This is a genomic window from Sediminibacterium sp. FW305-C-61 (assembly GCF_058231065.1).
The window spans coordinates 69,278-83,671 of sequence record NZ_JBIQXR010000003.1 but is presented as its reverse complement, the minus strand read 5'-3'; the positions used below and the strand labels follow the sequence as shown (position 1 = coordinate 83,671).

At 38.8% G+C, this 14,394-nt stretch carries 13 protein-coding genes; 7 read left to right on the top strand and 6 right to left on the bottom strand.

The genetic code is table 11. The features are described from left to right. Nucleotides 1-51 precede the first annotated feature (51 nt). From ACH30E_RS09345 to ACH30E_RS09335, 3 genes are all read right to left on the bottom strand, one after another. Nucleotides 52-1,110 carry a hypothetical protein gene (locus ACH30E_RS09345; protein WP_490824597.1) on the bottom strand — a complete coding sequence of 353 codons (1,059 nt, stop codon included), beginning with the start codon at nt 1,108-1,110 and terminating at the stop codon, nt 52-54. A gap of 124 nt (nt 1,111-1,234) precedes the next feature. Then, a complete protein-coding gene (locus ACH30E_RS09340; protein WP_490824596.1) occupies nt 1,235-1,855 on the bottom strand; it encodes a hypothetical protein in 621 nt (206 codons plus the stop codon). 16 nt (nt 1,856-1,871) lie between these two features. Continuing rightward, nucleotides 1,872-2,765, bottom strand: coding sequence for a hypothetical protein (locus ACH30E_RS09335; RefSeq protein ID WP_490824595.1), 894 nt, complete (start codon nt 2,763-2,765; stop codon nt 1,872-1,874). Between the two features lie 146 nt (nt 2,766-2,911). Here ACH30E_RS09335 and ACH30E_RS09330 point away from each other — a divergent pair, with 146 nt between their 5' ends. After that, on the top strand, nt 2,912-3,664 hold the full coding sequence (locus ACH30E_RS09330; protein ID WP_490824594.1) for a LytR/AlgR family response regulator transcription factor: 753 nt from the start codon (nt 2,912-2,914) through the stop codon (nt 3,662-3,664). 374 nt (nt 3,665-4,038) lie between these two features. Here ACH30E_RS09330 and ACH30E_RS09325 read toward each other — a convergent pair whose 3' ends face one another. Then, on the bottom strand, nt 4,039-5,313 hold the full coding sequence (locus ACH30E_RS09325; protein ID WP_490824592.1) for a thiolase family protein: 1,275 nt from the start codon (nt 5,311-5,313) through the stop codon (nt 4,039-4,041). A 64-nt stretch (nt 5,314-5,377) separates the two neighbouring features. On the opposite strand from ACH30E_RS09325, the gene rlmN reads away from it, so the two are divergent. The 3 genes from rlmN to ACH30E_RS09310 all read left to right on the top strand — a co-directional run bounded on the left by rlmN (nt 5,378) and on the right by ACH30E_RS09310 (nt 8,348). Further along, nucleotides 5,378-6,421 carry a dual-specificity RNA methyltransferase RlmN gene (gene rlmN / locus ACH30E_RS09320; RefSeq protein ID WP_490824591.1) on the top strand — a complete coding sequence of 348 codons (1,044 nt, stop codon included), beginning with the start codon at nt 5,378-5,380 and terminating at the stop codon, nt 6,419-6,421. Between the two features lie 56 nt (nt 6,422-6,477). Further along, nucleotides 6,478-7,539 (top strand): pseudouridine synthase, encoded by a 1,062-nt coding sequence (locus tag ACH30E_RS09315; RefSeq protein WP_490824590.1) that lies wholly within the window; start codon nt 6,478-6,480, stop codon nt 7,537-7,539. Nucleotides 7,540-7,640: 101 nt separating this feature from the next. Beyond that, nucleotides 7,641-8,348: an RluA family pseudouridine synthase gene (locus ACH30E_RS09310; protein WP_490824589.1), complete on the top strand. Its 708-nt coding sequence runs from the start codon at nt 7,641-7,643 to the stop codon at nt 8,346-8,348. 90 nt (nt 8,349-8,438) lie between these two features. Here ACH30E_RS09310 and ACH30E_RS09305 read toward each other — a convergent pair whose 3' ends face one another. After that, nucleotides 8,439-9,716: a metal-dependent hydrolase family protein gene (locus tag ACH30E_RS09305; RefSeq protein ID WP_294996115.1), complete on the bottom strand. Its 1,278-nt coding sequence runs from the start codon at nt 9,714-9,716 to the stop codon at nt 8,439-8,441. 68 nt (nt 9,717-9,784) lie between these two features. After that, nucleotides 9,785-10,957 carry a DNA polymerase IV gene (gene dinB / locus ACH30E_RS09300; protein WP_490824587.1) on the bottom strand — a complete coding sequence of 391 codons (1,173 nt, stop codon included), beginning with the start codon at nt 10,955-10,957 and terminating at the stop codon, nt 9,785-9,787. 480 nt (nt 10,958-11,437) lie between these two features. Between dinB and ACH30E_RS09295 the strand changes: the two genes are divergently transcribed. The 3 genes from ACH30E_RS09295 to ACH30E_RS09285 all read left to right on the top strand — a co-directional run bounded on the left by ACH30E_RS09295 (nt 11,438) and on the right by ACH30E_RS09285 (nt 14,292). Next, entirely contained in the window at nt 11,438-11,887 is a 450-nt protein-coding gene (locus tag ACH30E_RS09295) for a hypothetical protein (RefSeq protein WP_294996109.1), read from the top strand. 356 nt (nt 11,888-12,243) lie between these two features. Beyond that, on the top strand, nt 12,244-13,692 hold the full coding sequence (locus tag ACH30E_RS09290; RefSeq protein ID WP_490824586.1) for a S41 family peptidase: 1,449 nt from the start codon (nt 12,244-12,246) through the stop codon (nt 13,690-13,692). A 6-nt stretch (nt 13,693-13,698) separates the two neighbouring features. After that, nucleotides 13,699-14,292: a Crp/Fnr family transcriptional regulator gene (locus ACH30E_RS09285; protein ID WP_490824585.1), complete on the top strand. Its 594-nt coding sequence runs from the start codon at nt 13,699-13,701 to the stop codon at nt 14,290-14,292. Nucleotides 14,293-14,394: the final 102 nt, after the last annotated feature.

The window sequence follows — 14,394 nt, the reverse complement described above, 5'->3', positions numbered from 1 at the left end:
ACTGACCTTAGAAAGGTTTAATCCTGAATATTAGCAATCTCCATTGGTTAATTACTTGATAACTATCCTATAGGCATAGCCATTATATCCATCGCCAGTTGGAAGTACCGTTAATGTGCCGTTTTTCCAATACACAGATTTTGCGCCTGAGCCATTGGCCTCCGGCATACTTCCAATGATGTAAACATCATTTCCATCCAACCCGATACCATAAACACTAACCACTCCAGCAGCAGTAATATTACTTAACATAGCTTGTGTGGTATTTTTCCAGCTAACTGCATTATAAGTACCCGGACTGGCTGATATAGATCCGGCAGCATAAATATTACCTCCATCAACTGCAATACCATAACACCAACCACTTAAACTATTTAAAACAACAGGTACACCATTTTTCCAGTATACTGCTTTATCATCCGATTGTCCGGCACAATAAACATCATTACCTGCTACTACTATTCTGTGTATGATAGAATAAACTCCCGGAGAAGCATTCGGTGTTACGGCTACTCCGTTCTTCCAATACCTGGGCAGTTTATTATATGGACTTCCAGTGGCTGTTTCATATCCTGCTATATAAACGTCTGAACCCGCTATTGTCATATCATAAGGTCTGGCATCTGTTGCATTAGAACCTGTGTTTTCAGTAATGGATGTAACAGTACCATTTTTCCACTGAATGATTTTAGGGACACCCCCAGATGGGTAATGCATGCCAGCCAGATAGATATCACTACCATTTACAGCCAAACAATTATAATAGACACCGGCAACAGCAGAAACAGTAACAAGCTCAACGCCATTCTTGTAAACTACTGCATCAAATGCCCCTCCTGATATTGGCCGTCTGCTTGCTAAAACATAAACATCATTTCCCGAAACCTCTAAATCCTCACCGTATATTTCAGAAACAGAAGGATTGCCAATTGTAGTTGGCACATCATCTACGAAATATTTTGCTATCGCACTGTTATTCGCATTGTTATATTCATTGGTTAAAATATATCGTTTTTTTACAGCAGCTTGCTGATCACCTTTCTTACCACATGCTGATACCAAAATACCTGCAATGATTATATAATAAATACTAAAACTTAATTTTTTCATGAATGTATATTTGAAATATGATTGAAACAATATTTATATGCAATAGGGCTGACTGTACATAGATGGTAGATCAATACATCTACGTGCAGCAACAGGCGGCATTTACCCAAACAGTATAATAGGTTTATTGATTAAGGTTTTGTTTAATCTTGTCTAGTAATGATTTGTTATCGGGATAGGCATGTATTGTACTCTTTCCTTTCTGAATAGCCAGATCAATATCATCTATGGATGGAAATAATTTCTTTACTGCTTCCAAATAAGCAACGATACTCTTAATCGCCTGTAAACTTCCCTTGGCTCTGCAGAGCAGGTTTTCAACCGGCACTTTGTTATCTGTTGTAAATGTGCCTTGTTTCTCTATATAACCAGTATGGTAATCAATATCTGCAATTTGCGTGGCTATGCCTCTTTTTTTGAAATCATTGGCAGCTTTTGTCATTTGCTTTGCATCAATTCCACCTTTTATAATTGCATCTACAAAATCATTAAACTGTTCGATACGATTATTACTAAGGCTTACATATTCGTTGCATGGCGATGCATCGAAATAATCACGAAGCACAGGAGGTTGAATGAAATTTTGGAAGAATTTGGCGGTTCTTTTACCCTGGTCTGATTCCTTAACTATTTTCTCATAAGGGTTTGCATCAGCATCAAATTTAGGATTGCCACCTCTGGCTTGCGAAAAGCCAGTGACGAGTAGGGAACATTGCAGTAGTACAGTAATTAAAACTTGTTTCATTTTTAGCAGATTAGGTCTATTTAGTTAAATTCTCACATGGAAGAACAATCGGATGGGTTGGCATAATTAATAAAGGAGCACCATATTTGCCGCCTCCTTCATAAGTAGCACGTACATAACCACTAGCTATGGCACAACTGCCATCTGCTTTTTTTATAGCAAGATTTACTTCAACTTCTTTGTGTAAAGGAATATCCAATGCATTCTTCTCAATGATCCAAATAGTGGTGATATTCACCTTTGTTACTACCAATTTCACTGATTGCCAGTTTTGTTCGTATTGTTTCTTGGCGTTTGCTTCTACCGTTGCATCAACCATTACGGCTTTTTTCATTCTCAGGTTTTTAACATATTCAGCCTGATTCTTTTCCATTTTATTCAGGTAGTTTTCTCTGGTCCCGTACAGATCAATCGCCGCTTTAACTTCTCCTAACTTTTCTTCCAACGAAATTGCTTCAGGATATACTTTTAGTGCGCCCTTGATAAAAGCCTGGTATAAATACAGGTCTTGCAAGAAAGAAACTGTACTTAAAGAGCGCCAGTTTTTATAGCCGTCTGCAGCCTTGTCAATGGCAATTGATAAACTTTTTACTTTTGCAGTTACACTTTGGTACCCGTCTTTTACCACAATGGCCGTTGGCTTACTTTTGATAAATGCATCCACTTTATCTTCATACTCTTTAATTACCTGGTCGCTTATAGCCAGGGCTTCCATCACAGCTGATTTATTTTCGGTTTTATCGCCAGATAAATTCACCTTGCCCTTTTTAAAAATGAAAGGGTCTTTAAACAAAAGCTCAACCTGCTTTGAAGTTGCCTCAGCACCTTCGCGGCTATAGGCGGTTCGTTGAGCAAATGAACCGATGGCGCAAAAAATGATCGCACAGCAAACTGCTAATTTCTGCTTCATATTCCTGGTTAAAGATTTAGGCCAGTAAAAGTATTTAAGCGAATAGTCTTAGACTTAAACCATTAATCTTTGAATCAATCCGATTATTAAATGAAGAAACTTGATAGATAAGTGATTAATAAATAGTTTTACATACACAATTAACCATGACTATATTAATCATTGATAACGAGCCGGGCATAAGAAATACCTTAAGTGAACTTATAAAACAGATAGGCTTTCCATTCAGCCGAATCGTAGAAGCTTCCGGTGTAAAGGATGGTATTCAACGGATACAGACGGAAAATCCGGATATTGTTTTTTTAGATATTGAAATGGAAGATGGTACCGGTTTCGATTTAATGAAGCAATTACCTGCACCTAAATTTCAATTGATATTTGTTACGGCGCATAACCAGTATGCAGTAGACGCCTTTAAATTCAGCGCCATAGACTACCTGCTTAAACCTGTTGATCCTGACGAATTGAAGATTAGTTTAGATAAAGCCGCAACCAATATCGAGTCGAAATCTTTAAAAGACCAAATAGATATATTGCTCCAGCAAATTGCCGGCAAGCCAGATAAAGACAAACGCATCGTACTCAAAGACATTGAAAATATCTACTTCGTAAAAGTTAGTGAAATACTTTATTGTATGGCTGATGGTACTTATACGCGATTCTATTTACAATCAGCAAAGGAGATATTGGTTTCAAAAAACCTGAAAGAATATGAAACCCTGTTAGAGCCGCTGGGGTTTTTACGAACACACCACTCTTATCTCGTAAATCCAGATAAAATTACCATTTACGATAAATCAGATGGCGGAGCATTGATTTTAGAAGGCGGGCTTTCTGTGCCTGTATCACAAAGAAAAAAGGAAGCAATCATCAGTATATTGGAAAGCAAAAACATGTAGTTAGCAATCGCTTTCCATGCAGTTTTAAGAACAAAAAAGTTGAGTTATTCAAACCATTGTTGTCAGGGAAATTTAACCGCGAGTTGTAGGTGTCTCGTATGATGGAACGCAGATCTTCATGATTTTCATGATTTATCATGATATATCTTGAAAATCATGGAAATCTGTGTTCTATTAATAGCAGATAATGCATTTACGGCAAGCAACTATTTATTCAGGCAACTGACTTTAAATTTTCTCCCCTCTTTAATTCCATTAAAAGCAGAAAGTCTATAATAAGCACCCATCAAGGCTTGTAGCTTGCGGCTTGCAGCTTGAAGCCAGGTTCTTCCTGTTGTTTTGCTTTGCACGAATAATTTCCCCTACCTAAACATTTACTGTAATCCTTCGTAAACAACTGCAGCACCTTGTCCAACGCCAACACACATCGTCGCCAATCCATATTTCGAGTTGCGACGATTCATTTCATGTAATAGTGTTGTTGAAATACGTACCCCGCTACAACCCAATGGGTGTCCGATGGCTATTGAGCCACCATTCACGTTCACTTTTTCAGGATCCAGTTCAAGGTCTTTCATACATGCAAGACTTTGAGAGGCAAATGCCTCATTGAGTTCTACAAGATCAAGGTCATTAATGTTTAATCCAGCCCTGATTAAGGCTTTTTGTGAAGCAGGTACCGGACCAATACCCATAATAGCTGGATCTACACCCGCAACACCCATACTCACTACCCTTGCCATTGGTTGAAGGTTAAATAGTTTAACGGCTTCTTCGCTGGCGAGGATCATGGCTGCTGCACCATCATTAATACCGGAGGAATTACCTGCCGTAACAGTGCCATCCTTGGCAAAAGCTGGTTTTAAAGTAGCTAACTTTTCAAGAGAGGTTTGACGCGGGTGCTCATCCTGGTTGAACCAGGAAATCAAACGGTCATTGATCATTTCAACCGCTACAATTTCATCGTCCCATTTACCTGCTTCCAGTGCCGCAAAATATTTTTGCTGAGATGCAAACGCAAAAGCATCCTGTGCTTCCCTTCCAATATTCCAATCCTTCGCCACATTTTCTGCTGTTTCACCCATGCTATATGGGTGGTACATGGATGCCAGTTTTTTATTAACAAAACGCCATCCTATTGTTGTGTCGAAACTTTCTATCTTTCTGCTGTAGGCGCCTTCTGCTTTAGCTGTTACAAAGGGGGCGCGTGTCATGCTTTCTACACCACCGGCAATGTATAACATTCCTTCTCCACACATAATGGCCCTCGATGCATCCATAACAGCCTGTAATCCACTGGCGCATAAACGGTTCACCGTATTACCTCCAACTGTTACGGGCAATCCGGCTAAAAGAGCAGCCATTCTTGCTACATCACGATTATCTTCACCTGCCTGATTAGCAGCACCTGCAATCACATCTTCAAAAGCAGCAGGATCGATGGTATTATTCCTATTTAAAAGCGCTGTTATTACATGCGCCAGAAGATCATCCGGACGTATTGAACTTAATTTCCCACCATATCTTCCTATTGGTGTGCGAACTGCATCTATAATATAACAAGCATTCATACAATAATAAATATTGCGCAAGATAAGTGAATGAAACAGAGGAACAGAGAAATATCGAATATCCAATATCGAATTCATGACTCACTTCAACCTTGGATATTCATTATTCGACATTTCTCTGTTTCTTGGGTATCTTTGCATAATGAATACGGAACTACCAAATATTAGACACCTGAGTATCAATGATTTAGAGGATTATTTTAATGGATTGGGGGAGAAAAAGTTCCGGGTGAAACAGGTGCATGAGTGGTTATGGCAAAAACATGCCCATAGTTTTGATGATATGACTAACCTGAGCAAAGAACTCAGGGCTAAGCTTGCTCAGAATTTTAGTTTACCTGCATTAAAAGTTGATGCGGTTCAATATAGCGAAGACGGAACAATCAAAAGCCGCTTTCGCACCCACGATAACCACCTTGTTGAAGGAGTACTGATTCCGACCGACGAAAGAAAAACTGCTTGTGTTTCCTCACAAATAGGATGCAGTCTTAGTTGCAAGTTTTGTGCGACTGGATACATGGACCGTAAACGCAACCTGACTTACGACGAAATATATGATCAGGTTGTACTGATTAATAAAGAGAGCGAAGAGAAATTTCAGAAAAAATTATCCAATATTGTATTTATGGGCATGGGTGAACCCCTGCTTAATTATGGTAATGTGATGAAAGCCATTGAACGCATTTCAGCGGAAGATGGTTTGTTTATGAGTCCAAGAAGAATTACCGTTTCCACTGCTGGTGTTGCCAAAGCAATCCGCAAACTGGGCGACGATCAGGTTCGATTTAAACTTGCACTCTCTTTGCATGCAGCTAATGATGCAAAAAGAAATGAGATTATGCCGATCAATGAAACAAACAATATCAAAGTGCTTATTGAAGCTTTGAATTATTTCTACAAACAGACCGGCAATGAAATCACTTTTGAATACATCCTGTTCAAGAATTTCAATGATTCACAAAAGGATGCGGAGGAACTGATAAAAATTTATCGTCAGGTACCTGCAGACTTAGTAAATATTATAGAATACAATCCGATAGATGCTTTCCGTTTCACCAAACCAGATGAAGAGGGCATACAAAATTTCATGCAGTTTCTCGAATCTAACCGTGTCAATGCACGTTTAAGAAGAAGTCGCGGTAAAGATATTGATGCTGCCTGCGGACAATTGGCAAATAAAGGATAAGTATATGCTTCAAGCCTCAAGCTACATTCCTGTTGTAAAACAGCAAAAACAAAAACATGAAAAAAAGAACCGACAATTTCGACAAGTTTGCCAACAAGAAAAAAGGCAGCGCAGTTAAAGAAGCTTTCCGCCAGGAAAAAAAGAAAATAAAAGCAGAAGCAAGGGCCGCAGGTGAAGAAATGCGGAAAAAGAAGATAGAGAAAATGAGGGGGGAGCAAGGGAAAGCTACAAGCTTCAAGCCTCAGGCTCCAGGCAAAAAAAAGGATGAAAAAAAGGCTTTAAACCATATAGAGGGTAAGAAGTATAGAGGAGAAAAGCAGAAAAATACAACAGCAGAAACTCAACCCACCAACATTTCTTTACCAGGAAAAGAACCTGGTGAACAAATGCCTTTAAATAAGTTTATTGCACACGCAGGTGTTTGTGGAAGAAGGGAAGCCGCTGATCTGGTTAAAGATGGTAAAGTAACGGTGAATGGGGATAAGGTTTTTGAACCAGGATACAAGGTTTCTTCAAAAGACAAAGTAATTGTAAAAGGCAAACAGGTATTTCTACAAAAAAATGCAGTGTATATCCTATTAAATAAACCAAAGGATTACATCACTACAGCAAATGACCCACAGGGGCGCAAAACTGTATTGGATCTGATTAAAAATGCTACCCCGGAAAGGGTGTACCCGGTAGGTCGATTAGATAGAAACACTACCGGTGTACTAATTCTTACCAACGATGGTGAACTCGCCCAAAAGCTTACGCACCCTTCTTTTGAAGTTAAAAAGATATACGAGGTTACATTAGATAAGCCGGTAATTAAAAAAGACCTGGAAACTATTTTAAGTGGTGTTACTTTAGAAGATGGTTTTGTTCAAGCAGACTCTGTTGGATATGCAGACGATAAACAAAAAAATATTGTAGGTATTGAAATTCACAGCGGTCGAAACAGAATTGTAAGAAGAATTTTTGAACACCTTGGTTATGATGTAAAAGGTCTAGACAGAGTGATGTTCGCCAACCTCACCAAAAAGAATGTAGACCGAGGCAAATGGCGTTTCCTGAATGAAAAAGAAGTGAGGTTGCTGAAGTTTATGAATAATTCCTTCCTGAGAAAAAATAAATAAAATTAGCAGGTGTTAGGAATTAGGTGTTAGGCGTTAGCTCTTAGTTAGTATACAAACCAGCCTTCCCCCTAATACCTAACGCCTAACCCCCAACCCCTAACATGCGTCCCGATATTATATTTGAAAACGATTTTTTTGTTGCGGTTAACAAGCCTTCTGGCCTGTTAAGTATTCCTGATCGATTAGGACAGGAGCTTTCGTTAAAAGATATCCTTAAATCGAGGTACGAAAATATTTATACTGTTCACCGCTTAGATAAAGATACCAGCGGTATTATTGTTTTTGCCAAAGATGAAGATACACACAAGGAACTCTCTCAATTATTTGAAGGCAGAGAAGTTGAGAAGTTTTACCTCGGACTTGTACACGGTAAACTAATGAACGAAAACGGCACCATTGATGCTGCCATTATGGAACATCCCGGCAAAAACGGTAAGATGATTACACACGTTAAAGGAAAGTCTTCTCTAACCGACTATACCGTTTTAGAAAGCTTTCGGCTATATAGCTGGTTGCAGTTTCAAATTCATACCGGCCGCACACACCAGATACGTGTACACATGCAGCATTTAGGTCATTCGATTGTTTGTGATGAATTGTATGGCGACCCGTCTCCTGTTTTGCTTTCTGCACTTAAAAAGAAGTTCAAATTATCCAAACATGATGAGCAGGAAAGGCCATTAATGAACAGACTTGCACTTCATTCCTATAAACTTAACTTCACTTTCCACGATAACAAATTTGAACTCGAAGCCGAACTCCCCAAAGACCTGAGGGCAATGCTGGCGCAGCTTAGAAAACTGAGATAACAGAGGAACAGAGAAACAGAGGAACAGAGAAATGTCCAAAGTGAGTATTAACTAACACTTTCTTATTCCTTATTTCTTATTCCTTATTTCTTATTCTTTTTTGTACACTATTCCGTTTTTCATTACAAACTTAACACTACCCATGGCGCGGATATCTTTTACCGGGTCTCCATCAATGGCAATGATATCGGCCAGTTTATCTTTTTCGATTACACCAATTCTATTATCACCCAATAAATCAGCCGCATATAATGTTGCGGAGCGGATGGTTTCTAATGCGGGCATTCCTGCTTCATTCATATACACAAATTCCAGCCAGTTTTTTCCATGTGCATAAACGCCTGCATCTGTGCCGAAAGCAATTTTTACGCCAGCTTTATATGCATTGGAAAAGGTATTTTGTATTCTTGGTCCAATAGCAAGAGCCTTGGGGGTTACCAGTGCAGGAAAGTAGCCTGGTTTTTTTGCTGAATCGCCTACCGATTTACCGGCTGTAATTGTTGGCACATAGTAGGTACCCATTTTTTTCATGAGTTCCATTACTTCCTCTGTCATATAAGTTCCATGTTCAATTGAGTTTACTCCTGCTAGTACTGCGCGTTTCATCGCTTCTGTACCATGGCAATGGGCGGCTACTTTAAATCCATAATCTTTGGCGGTTGCTACAATGGCTTTAATTTCAGCTTCAGTAAACTGTGGATTTTCTCCGCTTTTGGCTACACTCAATACGCCACCAGATGCAGTAATTTTTATTACATCGCTACCTTCTTTATAACGCTGTCTTACTGCCTTAGCAGCTTCATCGGCGCCATTTATCACTCCGGCTTCCGGGCCCGGATCACCCATTAAATCTCTACGGTAACCATTGGTTGGATCTGCATGTCCACCGGTAGTTGCAATAGATTTACCAGCAGTGTACACTCTTGGTCCTTTTACAAGTCCTTTATTAATTGCATTCCTAAGTGAAATATTTACGCCGCTACCTCCAAGATCCCTTACAGCCGTGAATCCTGTCATCAAAGTGCGTTCTGCAAATACAACAGACTGAAAGGCGTAATCTGCCGGATTAAAGGTGAAAGTTTCCATGTATTGTCCTGGATTGGTTTCACCTTCAAGGTGAACATGCATATCGATCAAACCGGGCATAACGGTTTTTGATTTGAGATCGATTATTTTATCTCCAGGATTAGCTGCTGAGTATCCTTTTATAACATCAACAATTATATTGCCTTCAATGGCGATCGTCATTTCTTTTAATACCTGCAGGTTCTTTACATCCACCATTTGACCGCAATAAATAAGGGTTCGTTGAGCTATTGACAAAGACACCATCAATATGGCGAATCCAAAACAAAGTAGTTTTTTCATGATGATTATTTAGGTATAAGAATTAGTAAGATACAGAAAACAGGTATCAATATACCAGGTTCAGGACTTTATTTACCTTTTGCCTGATCATTTTTCACGGTTCTGGCTTTTTGAAGTAAGGATTTACCAAATCGATTCTTTACTTCATCAATAGCTTTATAGAGTTCATTCTTCTTTTCTGCATCATCAAACAAACTCGCCTGAACGGCATGATTGGTTAATTCACTCAACCGAACACCTAATAAACGAACTGGCTGCCCTTTTCGGTAAAGTTTATGAAAGAGATCAATGGCTACCGGTATCAGTTCATCATCTCTTAAAGTATAATCAATGGTGGTTTGTCGGGAAGTTGTTTCAAAATCTGGATACCTGATTTTAACTGCTATACAACCTGTAAGTTTTTCATCCTGTCTGAGTTCGTAAGCTACTTTTTCTGTCATCCTTACCAATTCACTCAACAGAAATTCAATATCCGTTTTATTTTCTTCAAAAGTATTTTCCGTTGAAATAGATTTTGCTTCATGGTAAGCATGAACGATACCATGGTGAATACCCTGTGATTTATACCAAAGATCAGTTCCCCATTTACCAAGTTTCTTTTCTAAAAATTCAATATTGGTTTCACTAACATCACGTATGGTTTGAATTCCCATTGCATGCAACACTTTCAATGTACTTTCCCCAACTCCTGAAAATTTACTGACAGGTAATGGAGCAAGGAATGTTTTTTCCATTCCCGGTTTAATAAAAAGGTATCCATTAGGTTTAGCCTCATCTGTAGCAATTTTTGCCACCATTTTGTTGGTGGCCAGTCCGAATGAAATCGGCAATTGCGTTTCTTCCATAATCTGGGCACGCAGGTCGATTGTCCATTGTAAAGGATCAAAAAATTTATCCATCCCGGTGAGGTCAATATAAAATTCATCGATGGATGCTTTTTCAAATAAAGGTGCTTTGGCCGCAATTATATCTGTTACCCATCTAGAGTACCTGCTGTACTCACCCCGTGTACCCCGAACGAGTATTGCATGTGGACATAACCGCATGGCCGTTTTCATGGGCATAGCGCTTCTTACCCCGAATTTCCTGGCTTCATAGCTACAAGTGGTTACCACTCCCCGATCCCGAGAACCTCCAACAATTACTGCCTTCCCTTTAAGTTCAGGATTGTTCAGCATCTCAACACTTACAAAAAAGGAGTCCAGATCAAAATGAGCTATATATCGCTGCGGAGCTTGCATAGAGCTAAGTTATTAATTATGTCGCAATGCTCTTTGCAGATTAGGCCCATAGGCCATAGTCCATGGACCATAGAGTTTATAATATAGACTCCATTCTATTCACCATTCACCATTGACCATTGACTATGGGCCATCGACTATGGACTATGGACTATGGTCCCAGGCCCAAGGCCTACTTCCTCACCGAATCTTCTACCGTTCATCCTAAACCGGACAGATTGATTTTGCAGTTCATCACTGTCAAAAGGCCTTTAATATTTCTTTAAGAATTCGGCTATACCTCTTACCAGATAAGGGTTATGGCGCTGTATTAACAATGCTTAACATTACCATTAACACCACTCATAACATCACTCATCATTAGCTTGTAACTAATCACAATTCCCTTCGTCTATATATCACTCGGTTCTACTTTTGACTTGTCAATTCAACCAAAAGAAAAACGACAAACTAATTATAAACACATTAATACAAGAAAAAATGAAAAAGTTATTTATCCTCACCTTAGCCCTAATTGCTCTTGGAACCAGCGCTTTTGCTGATACCAATAAAAAAGTAAGTTACAACGGTGCCAGCCACTTTACTTCAAACTATACTGGTGCGAAAGAAGTAAGCTGGAGCGCTGATGCCAACTACGAAAAAGTTAGCTTTATGGAGAATGGCATTAAAAAAGAAGTGTTCTATACCCACCAGGGTGAACTGATTGGTTCTGCAAAAGCTTTTGCTTTCGACAAATTGCCTAAAGCAGCCCTCCAAACCATTACAACCAAGTATACTTACCCTGAATTTCAACTCGAAGACATCATCGAGTTTGAAAATGCAGAAGGCGAAACCAGCTATTTCGTATCTATGGATAAATCAGATATGAAACTCGTATTGGAAATTACTACTTACGGTCAGGTTTCAGTTTTCTCTAAAGAAATTAAATAAACAAGCCCTTAGCATTGATTCGATAAAAACCGGCCTTTTGGGCTGGTTTTTTTATTTAGCAGGAGTTTTGATGAGCTGGTTAAAGAAATAATTGATTGCTGTTAATCCGCTAATTCTTATTAATAGAACACGGATTTTCATGATTTTCAAGATCTATCATGATAAATCCTGAAAATCCTGAAAATCTCTGTTCTATCCTACACTAGACTTGTAGCCTGACTCCGAATTCCCTGAACAGCTAATGGCTAATAGCTGTTTCCCCCGACAGCAATAGCTACAACAAGCCCATCAAAAATCCCCTTTTTATGCGATTGTAACATTCTAGAGTAAATGTACGTTTGATGGAAAAAAATTAGATGAGAGTATTTATAGTGGTGATTATTCTTTTTTGCACCATGTCCTCTATTGGGCAACAGACAATTGCATTCGAACAGAAGCATCCGGCAGATTTTTATTATAAAAGAATATCAAAAGAGCAGGTTCGAAATGATATACAATTCTGGGTATCGACTCAGGAAGCTTCTCACGTAAATCTTTACCATGGTATTAGTAAAATAGAGCTGGCTCAACTGGCTGAAAATTTACTGGCAGGTTACAAAGGCGATAGTCTTACCCATAACCAAACTGTTTTCCTATTTAGCAGGTTAAGTGCTTCATTACAGGAGGGACACCTTGGTTTGGTAAGCAGCAGGATAACAGATAGTCTATATACAAATAGTATACGTTTCCCTTTTATGATCCGGAAAGCAGAAAAAGATGCCTGGCGTGTTTCATACGATCTTAGTAAAGCCCAACTATTAGAGTATAATGACCGCATTGTAAAAATTAATAACATTCCGGTTGAGGAATTGAATAAAAAATACCTGGATTACTTTGGTGGACTAGACACATGGAAATATGAACAGATCGGATATTATAGCAGAAAACTACTGTTTCTGGATGGCATCAGCAGTCCTTACCAAATTGAAGCCATCAAAGAAAATGGAATGCGGAAAAGTTATACGGTGGAAGGGTTTTCACGTGCCGAGGCCGATAGCATTAATAAGGCATTGGCCGTTAAATTAAACAGTACAGGAAATAAGCCTTATGAATTTAAGTTTCTGCCGAATGGTGTTGGATACCTGAATTACAGAAGTATGCGTAATGATAAAAGCTTACCCTTTGAAAAATTTCTTGACGAAACTTTTGGCAAGCTGAAAGACAGCAATGCTACTGGCCTAATCATTGATCTGCGTGAGAATGGGGGCGGCGATTCGCAATTGGGGGAATTACTGATCCGCTATTTTAATAAGAAACCGTACATTTTTGCGGGTGGTATGAAGTGGAAAATAAGCGCACCTTATAAAACATTTTTGAAAGCGCAGGCTAATTATAACGATGCCGATTCCCGGTTTTATATGAGCCAGAAAGATGGTGATACCTATGAATACATCAATGAACAACTAACAATACCAACTCCGAAGGAACCTTTCTTTAATGGTAAAGTTGCCGTTTTAATAGGTACAGGTACTTTCTCAAGTGCCAATATGCTTGCCGATGGTATTGTAAGTTATAAGCTGGCGAAAACCTTTGGTGAACCTACCGGTGAATCACCTAATGATTTTGGAGAGATGTACAATTTCATGTTACCCAACAGCCATATCATTGCAAGAGGCGCTACAAAATTATTTACCAGAGCAAATAAAGACGAGAAAGATTTTGGGCCAGTGATACCTGAAAATATTGTTTATACTAGCGCTGCAGATTTGAAACAGAAAAAAGACAAAGTATTAGAAACTGCCGTAAATTGGATATTAAATCGTTAAACTATTTTGAGCGTCGATCCCAAAGACTTATCTGCCTTACGAGATTTTTGCAATAAGATTCATCTTTTGTCGGATGATGAATGGAATGATTTTGCAGATTGCTGGCAACCATTTGCTGCCCCACGAAAATCGGTTTTAACCAAACAGGGAGAGACAGAAAGATATCTATATTTTGTTTTAGACGGCGTACAGCGTGCATTTTATGCAGGTGATGATGATAGAGAAGCTACCATAGTTTTCACCTACCCGTTTTCTTTTTCGGGTATTGCTGATTCATTTCTAACACAAACCCCTTCAAAGTTTTTCTTTGAAACATTAACAAAGAGCAGCTTTTTAAGAACAAGCTATCTCCAGGTAAATGAGCTAATGAATCGTTACCATAATTTCGAAACCCTTATTCGAAAAGCCATCAGTTTTTCCTTAATGGGTGTACTGGAAAGACAAATAGAATTGCAATGCTTTTCTGCAGAAGAAAAATTCAAAGTACTCTTAAAGAGAAGTCCACATGTACTTCGACTGATACCCCATAAATACCTGGCATCCTACCTAGGCATTGATGCGACCACATTTAGTAAATTGCTGGGTAGGGTAAGGGTGTGAGGCTAAGTTTTTGAATTTTGATTTTTGAATTTTGAATTGTGAGTAGTGAGCAGTGAAAATATACATTCCTATTATAGACTACTAATTATTCATCTTTCAAAA

Excerpts from the sequence above, each read along its gene's own strand:
- ACH30E_RS09345 (WP_490824597.1), bottom strand. The coding sequence starts at position 1,110 with ATGAAAAAATTAAGTTTTAGTATTTATTATATAATCATTGCAGGTATT.
- ACH30E_RS09340 (WP_490824596.1), bottom strand. The coding sequence starts at position 1,855 with ATGAAACAAGTTTTAATTACTGTACTACTGCAATGTTCCCTACTCGTC.
- ACH30E_RS09335 (WP_490824595.1), bottom strand. The coding sequence starts at position 2,765 with ATGAAGCAGAAATTAGCAGTTTGCTGTGCGATCATTTTTTGCGCCATC.
- ACH30E_RS09330 (WP_490824594.1), top strand. The coding sequence starts at position 2,912 with ATGACTATATTAATCATTGATAACGAGCCGGGCATAAGAAATACCTTA.
- ACH30E_RS09325 (WP_490824592.1), bottom strand. The coding sequence starts at position 5,313 with ATGAATTCGATATTGGATATTCGATATTTCTCTGTTCCTCTGTTTCAT.
- rlmN (WP_490824591.1), top strand. The coding sequence starts at position 5,378 with ATGAATACGGAACTACCAAATATTAGACACCTGAGTATCAATGATTTA.
- ACH30E_RS09315 (WP_490824590.1), top strand. The coding sequence starts at position 6,478 with ATGAAAAAAAGAACCGACAATTTCGACAAGTTTGCCAACAAGAAAAAA.
- ACH30E_RS09310 (WP_490824589.1), top strand. The coding sequence starts at position 7,641 with ATGCGTCCCGATATTATATTTGAAAACGATTTTTTTGTTGCGGTTAAC.
- ACH30E_RS09305 (WP_294996115.1), bottom strand. The coding sequence starts at position 9,716 with ATGAAAAAACTACTTTGTTTTGGATTCGCCATATTGATGGTGTCTTTG.
- dinB (WP_490824587.1), bottom strand. The coding sequence starts at position 10,957 with ATGCAAGCTCCGCAGCGATATATAGCTCATTTTGATCTGGACTCCTTT.
- ACH30E_RS09295 (WP_294996109.1), top strand. The coding sequence starts at position 11,438 with ATGAAAAAGTTATTTATCCTCACCTTAGCCCTAATTGCTCTTGGAACC.
- ACH30E_RS09290 (WP_490824586.1), top strand. The coding sequence starts at position 12,244 with ATGAGAGTATTTATAGTGGTGATTATTCTTTTTTGCACCATGTCCTCT.